At 69.1% G+C, this 6,308-nt stretch carries 6 protein-coding genes and 2 pseudogenes; 2 read left to right on the forward strand and 6 right to left on the reverse strand.

Annotated features, from left to right (window positions below; translation table 11 throughout):
• Positions 1-191, forward strand: a pseudogene (locus tag KS423_RS35550) (IS5/IS1182 family transposase); the annotation flags it as partial.
• A 321-nt stretch (positions 192-512) separates the two neighbouring features.
• On the opposite strand, the gene KS423_RS35555 reads toward KS423_RS35550, so the two are convergent.
• A complete protein-coding gene (locus KS423_RS35555) occupies positions 513-953 on the reverse strand; it encodes a hypothetical protein (protein WP_224283879.1) in 441 nt (146 codons plus the stop codon).
• 258 nt (positions 954-1,211) lie between these two features.
• On the opposite strand from KS423_RS35555, the gene KS423_RS35560 reads away from it, so the two are divergent.
• On the forward strand, positions 1,212-1,433 hold the full coding sequence (locus KS423_RS35560; protein WP_224283880.1) for a hypothetical protein: 222 nt from the start codon (positions 1,212-1,214) through the stop codon (positions 1,431-1,433).
• A 207-nt stretch (positions 1,434-1,640) separates the two neighbouring features.
• Here the strand turns inward: KS423_RS35560 and KS423_RS35565 are convergent, their stop codons facing one another.
• The 5 genes and pseudogenes from KS423_RS35565 to KS423_RS35585 form a co-directional block, all read right to left on the reverse strand.
• Complete coding sequence (locus KS423_RS35565; RefSeq protein WP_224283881.1) at positions 1,641-2,468, reverse strand: lipase family protein; 828 nt, start codon at positions 2,466-2,468, stop codon at positions 1,641-1,643.
• A gap of 394 nt (positions 2,469-2,862) precedes the next feature.
• A complete protein-coding gene (locus KS423_RS35570) occupies positions 2,863-3,084 on the reverse strand; it encodes a hypothetical protein (protein WP_224283882.1) in 222 nt (73 codons plus the stop codon).
• Between the two features lie 65 nt (positions 3,085-3,149).
• Positions 3,150-4,955, reverse strand: a complete 1,806-nt coding sequence (locus tag KS423_RS35575; protein WP_224283883.1) for a CocE/NonD family hydrolase C-terminal non-catalytic domain-containing protein — start codon at positions 4,953-4,955, stop codon at positions 3,150-3,152.
• 75 nt (positions 4,956-5,030) lie between these two features.
• A complete protein-coding gene (locus KS423_RS35580; RefSeq protein WP_224283884.1) occupies positions 5,031-5,633 on the reverse strand; it encodes a hypothetical protein in 603 nt (200 codons plus the stop codon).
• 336 nt (positions 5,634-5,969) lie between these two features.
• A pseudogene (locus KS423_RS35585) lies at positions 5,970-6,107 on the reverse strand (exodeoxyribonuclease III); the annotation flags it as partial.
• Positions 6,108-6,308 lie beyond the last annotated feature (201 nt).

Here is a 6,308-nt window from a genome sequence, read left to right on the forward strand (position 1 = left end):
GCAAGCGGGGAAGCGCCGGCGGCCGGCCGCCCGGATTCGACAAAGAGCGGTACAAGAAACGCAACGTCGTCGAGCGTGCGATCAACAAGCTGAAGAACTTCCGCGCCGTCGCGACCAGATATGACAAACGCGTCTACGTTTTCCTCGGCACGGTCACGGTCGCCGCACTGGTCATCTGGCTCCGCTCATGATCGCGCGGACAGAACCTAGTGCTGGATTCCTTAGAGGCGGTACACAAATCGGCGTCGGAGCTGGCGGGTTGGCGGGGGTGGTCTGCCTCAGATCCAGGGTTGGCACGTGCGTTGAGCTGGGCGGTTTTGCGAGGCGGGTGGCCTGGGTGATCTCGTCGGGGCTGGCGAAGGACTGGCCGGCGAGGGAGGCTTTGCGGAAAATGCGCCACCAGCCTTCCTGGAGGTTGAGCCAGCAGGCGCCGACGGGGATGAAGGCATGTCGTATCCGGGGATGGTCCTCGAGCCGGGCCCGGGTGGAGAGGCTGTTGTGGGAGGAGGCGGTCATGGTGACCTGCTGTCCGCCGCGGACGCGCAGGCCGTCGTAGACCCGGGTCTCTCCGGCCCGCGGCCGTAGTTCAGTTCGCTCTTGATGCGGTGCCCGTCCGGCGACCAGCCCGGCGCCGGCGGGAAGGTGCGCGGGATCACCGGCCCCGGTTCGTCGACGCAGACGACCGTCGCGTCGGCGGGCGGGCAGGTGTACAGGCCGACGACCCGCGTCCTCTTCCCTCGAAGTCCGGGGCCTTGGAGCTGATCCAGGACCTGGCGCAGCGGCGTACCGCCCCGGCGGGCGAAGACGAGTCCTTCGAGTCGGTCGTCGGGGTGGGCGGTCATCTGGACCGTGGTCTGGCGGTGGAGGGCGGTCATGACTCTGGGGGAGAGCCTGATCCAGGCGCGGCTGGCCTCGGTCTTGGGCTGGTTGAAGTGGAGGTCGCCGTTGTCCACGGCGGACAGGGTCGAGCGGACGAAGAGCTTGCGGTCCCTGAGGTGGACGTCCGAACCGTGGCGCTGTTCCTCGCCATGGCAACGGCTTGCGGCCCCGGCGCGTCCTCGTCCCCGGCGCCGGCGGCCTCCATCGAGTCGGCGACTTCGGCCGCGCCGCCCACACTGCCGCCGCCGACCGCGTCGGCTCCGCCCGTGCCGGTCCCGCCGCCCGTACCGAGGACGGCGAAAACCGAGACCACTTCGCCCGGACCGGCGGCTTTGCCGACCCAGCGCGCCGGAGCCGGGACGGAGACCGGCGCCGGCACCGTGGGCAGCGACTCTCCCGGGCGGCATGACGGGAGCAACTACGACAACCTCTCGCCCGCCGGGCAGGAGGCGCACGACACCGAGAACTGTGCCCGGACAGCGGGGAAGAAGAAGGGCAGCTGCAACGAGCCGCACCGCAAGTGCCGGGAGGCCGGCGCCACCGTGACGTCATAGACCCGGGGCGACGCCTGGGCAGGCCGCCCCCCATCGAGGCGCGCTCCGTCAACGCTGCCGATCTCCAGGCCCGTCAGGTAGACCCGGCCCGCTACCACCGGCCGTCGAGTCGCCGGGGGAGGTCGCTGCCCACGACGATGGCCCACCCGGCCCACCCGGCGCGCCCCGGGTGCCGCGGAGCGGCCCCGGGGCCGGGGTCTCCTGTGGTCAGCCCGTCTTGGCGAGGTTCTTCTCGAACGCGGCGAGGTAGTTGGGCAGGTGGTGGTCCCTGATGCCGTCGGTCTCGGGGGCGAACATGTCCTGGCGGTAGCCCTTCGCCTGGTCCTTCAGCCCGGCGAGGAGCGGCACAGCCTCGTGGAGCTTCCCGTCGGCGTCGAAGTAGCGCAGCGCGTCGACGTGGGTGAAGGCCGGCTCGGGTGGGAGCTGAGGGACGATGTCGTTGTTGTTGACGAAGCGGTAGCAGCGGTTCCTGAAGGCCGCATTGTAGGCGCCGGAGAGAAGACGTTCACAGGTGCGGGGCTGACCGAAGGTGTAGACGCCGTCGGGAAGTTGGCGAGGCTCTTCGAAGTACCAGCGGGCTCCGGCCAGCATGGCGAGGGCGCCGCCGAGGCTGTGGCCGGTGAACCAGACGCTCTGTCCGTCGGTGCGCAGTTCCTGGATGGTGTCGCGGATGTCGGGGTAGACGGACTGCAGGGCCTGGTGGAAGCCGTAGTGGACGAAGCCCTTGTCCGCCGGGCCGGGGACGGGCGGGGTGCTGACATCGGTGAGCCAGTCGTAGATCTTCAGGACCTCGGTGCCCCGGAATCCGGTGACGATCATGCGGTCGCTGGCCATGGTGTAGGCCTGGGTGTCCTCGATCAGGAACGGCATTTGGTGTGTCGACTCGAAGTGGCGTACCTCGTCGAAGCCCCATGCGTGGGCCTTGTCCTCGATGCCGGCCCGGTCCAGCATGGCCAGTCCGGCGGCCTGGGCCATCCAGTAGGCGTGGGGGAGGGAGTAGCGGGTCGTTGAGTGGTCCAGGGCGGGGATGGCCATCGGTGTCCTCCGGGAAGCGGGCCAGTGGGTCGCCCAGCAACCTACTCCCGCATACGAACGAAGAGGCGGCGTCAGCACTGGAGGCCACCTGGACGGACGCAACCGCCACGGAGCCCCGATCCGGGCCGGCTGCGAGAGAGCCGTCGCAAGACCCGGAAGCCCTGGTTCGCGACACCGGCCGCGGGGCTCAGCTCCTGGCGTATTGGGAGGAGCGGCACGGCAGTCGGGTCACTGAACTGGGACCAAGCACAGGCTCCATCAGGCCCACCCTCCGAGGGGCCACATGACCTGCGACCACGCATTCAGCGTTCCGACAGTGGGCGAAGCACGTTCCGAGGCTGCTGAAGACCGACGCGCTGAACTGCGGCGATCCCATTTCCTGCAAGCCCCGGAGTTACGTGCTCGACAGCCCGCAGATCGCCGACGTTCCGCTCGGTCCCTTCCAGGATGCGCCCATCGCCGTCCACTCGGCCAGGAGCAGGAACGCCAAGCTCCACGCCAGCACGACCTGCACCCAGCTCGCACCGACCTTGCCGGTCGCGTGGCTGCCGTCGACGGCGAGGCGGAAGACGAAGAGCTGGAGGAGGACTGGGAGGCGCGCGACGATGCGAAGCACCTGGGGGGCAGCCCGCTGTACGCCGGTCAGCGGGCTGCCGTACGGGCAGTGGAGCCCTGGGGGTGTCAGCCCAGCGGCAGCTCCAGCTTGGCCTCGCTCCCGCTCACGGAGCTGACCGTGGTGGTGGTGAGGGCGTGCAGGTCGGAGCCCGCGTAGGAGTACAGCGGGTCACGGCTGTTGACCACCAGGGCGAGCCGGTGGCCGGCCGGCAGGTCGTAGGAGACGGCCTGGAGGAGCCAGGCGACGGTGGTGTTGACGTTCGGGGTCAGGTCGGTGGCCGTGTACGGCTCGTGGGTGATGATCCGGGCGCTGCCGTCCGGGGCGACGTCGTACAGGTAGGCGACCACCGTGGCGGCGTCGGTGCTGCTGCGCACGGTGAGCCGCACGGTGGCGGCGCCCCGGATCCGGCGGGCCACCTCGCCGGATCCGGCCAGCGGGTCGGTCGACCAGACCAGCAGCTGATCGCGCTCGAAGTTCGCCGGCTCGTACACCTTGGGGTTGCCGAACCACTCCTGCTGCCCGGTCTTGAGCAGCTCGCCCGCGACGGAGGAGGTGAGGGCGCCCGCTGCGAAGTCCCGCGACCAGCCGACGGTCGGCTTGTCGGTCAGCGCGCCGTCACCGGTGTCACCCGCGCCGGTGAGATACCAGTCCTCGCTGCCGGTGGTGACCTCGTGCCAGGCCTCGTACGTCTCGCGGCGCGCCGGGACGGTGATCAGCTTGGTGCCGCCCGGGATCGCGACCGTCTTGTAGGTGAACATGCTCTGGCTGCTCACCGTCGGCCAGTTCGGCACGTCGTTGTCGACGCCGAGCAGGTGGTGGTCCAGCCACGCGTAGGCCTCCCGCGTCGGCTCCGCGAGCCCGGGGAACGGCAGGCCGGTCACCAGCCCGGCCAGGCCGGGGCCCTCGGGGGCACCGTGGTCGCCGATCCACAGGTTCAGCCGCTTCGGCACGGTGAGCCGCTCGAAGAGCTCGACCACCGGGTTGACCGGGAACAGCGTCTCGTGCCAGGTGTTCGAGATGAACGTCGGGATGCCCCGCGCGTTCGTCTGGTCGACGTAGGCCTGCGGGGAGCGCTCGGTGCCCCACTCGACCACCTGGTCGAGGTTCCGACCGCTCAGGAAGTCCTTGAGGAGCTGCTGCGTCTCCTCGTCGAACTTCTCCTCCAGCGGGCCGCCGGTGAAGTCGATCAGCGCCTGCACGGCCTCCAGGTGCCGGGTGCCGTTGTTGTACAGGCTGGTGGCGAGGTTCCCCCAGGTGCTCAGCGCGACCACGGCGTCGACGCGGCCGGCCGGGTCGTGTGCGGCGACCAGCTGGCTGATCCCGGAGCCGTAGGACTCGCCGAGGAACCCGAGCCGGCTGGGCTCGAAGGACTCCTGCGCGTAGTCGATCACGGACGAGCCGTCGGCCCAGTCGTTGGGCCCGGCCACGCCGATGAAGCCCTCGGAGGTCGACGGCCAGCCCTTGATGCCGATGCCGCGCGGGGAGTAGGCGAGCACGTGGTAGCCGCGCTGCGCCAGCTTGAGGTAGGCGTAGAGGAAGGGCAGCCAGCCGAACGGGTTCCACCCGGCGGGCACGATCACCACCGGGCGCGGGGCGTCGCCCTTCAGCTTGATCGAGAACGACGACAGCCGGACACCGTCGTGCGTGGTGATGCGGGGGAGCGCGATCGTGGCGATCCGCTGGACATCGGCCACCAGCTCCGAGAGCTCCGGCGGGAGTTCGACGCCCTCCTCACCCTGGAGGGAGCCGAGCAGCGCCCGGGACACGTCGACGACGGCCTGACTGACGCTGTGGCCCGGGCCCCAGACGCCGTTGGTGGCGATGTCGGTGAGCGTCGCTTCGGTGACCGACGGAGTCGGGTCACTGGTCATTCGGAACCACCTTCTCTGTGAACGGATGCCGATCGCCATCATGATCAGAGCAAGGGGAATCACACTGACGCACCATCAATATTCACCGGAACTGGTGATGTTGCTGCGATATTTGCTCTCACCCGCCTTGTTTATGTTAGGCATTCCGTCACTTGGCGCCACGGCGTGGCTGACAGATGATCCTCTGGTCCCGCGGACCGGCCAGATGATCATTTGTCGGACACGCCTTGGTGTCGAGGCCCGCATGGAGACGTAACCGGAGAGAGCGCCGATGAACACGCCGCACACCACCGACAACGCGGGTATCCCGGTCGCGAGCGACAAGCACTCGCCGACCGTCGTGGTGTCGTAGCGGTGCCCGCGTGCTTGGAGTGCGGTCCAGGTGGGCAGGGCGAGGACGGTCTCGCTGGAGCAGTCGGGTAGGGCGAGGATCCCCCGGGCCCATGCTTCGCGGTTGCCCGGGTTGCCGCCGAGCCCGTGGCGAAGTTCCTGGGTGAGCGTGTGGACGTCGTGGTGCGGGTCGGAGTGGTGGGCGAGGACCGAGGCGAATGCCGGTTCGCCGCCGTGGCCGTGCCGGGCGAGGGGCAGTAGTGCCCTCTCCACGAGGTCGTCGCCACCGGCGTGTCGGTCGAGGTACGCGTTCAGCACCTCCGCGGTGACGGCGGACAGGCTCCGCACCGTCACCTCCTCGGGATCGCCGAGGGCCGTGCGACGGGGCACGGATGGCTGCGGCTCGGGGGCGGCGACGATCCGCGTGATCGCGTCCAGGAGTTCGTCGAACTGCCGCCGGCCCCCCCATCGCGGTTTCCGCCGCCAAACGGCCGGGCTCGCCCCGGAGCGGCGGGCTGGGGCACGCAAAGGAGGGATGACACGGCAGGTCGGGTGGATGCCGGTCGGCTATGCCGCGAGCGGCAGGTTGTCGCGCGTGTTTGCTACCGAGAGGCGGCCCCGACGTGTGGAATGCCCCGTGTCGGGGCCGCCTCTTCAGTCTGTCGAACTACCAGTTTCTGCTGCCTAGTTGTTCAGATCGAACACTGCCGTGACCGGTGCGTGGTCGCTCCACCGCTCGGCGTGGGTGGCGGCGCGTTCGACGTAGGCCTCGACGGCTTTGTCGGCCAGGGTTTTTGTGGAAACAACCAGGTCGATGCGCCAGCGGAACGACACCTTTTCGAAAAAGGTCCACCCGTTCGAGTGCAGCCTGTTCGAGGGTGCTCGCTGGCCTGGGCGCTAGGGCCTGTGTGATGTCGTGATCAATATTGCGGTTTCGTGCTTGCTCGAAAGCGGGATCCGGTAGGACGTTGCGTGTGACACGTAGGCAACTCACCGACGAGCAGTGGACGTTCATCGAGCCGT

The organism is Streptomyces sp. LS1784 (assembly GCF_020103755.1).
Lineage (GTDB): Bacteria > Actinomycetota > Actinomycetes > Streptomycetales > Streptomycetaceae > Kitasatospora.

Excerpts from the sequence above, each read along its gene's own strand:
- KS423_RS35565 (WP_224283881.1), bottom strand. The coding sequence starts at position 2,468 with ATGGCCATCCCCGCCCTGGACCACTCAACGACCCGCTACTCCCTCCCC.
- KS423_RS35575 (WP_224283883.1), bottom strand. The coding sequence starts at position 4,955 with ATGACCAGTGACCCGACTCCGTCGGTCACCGAAGCGACGCTCACCGAC.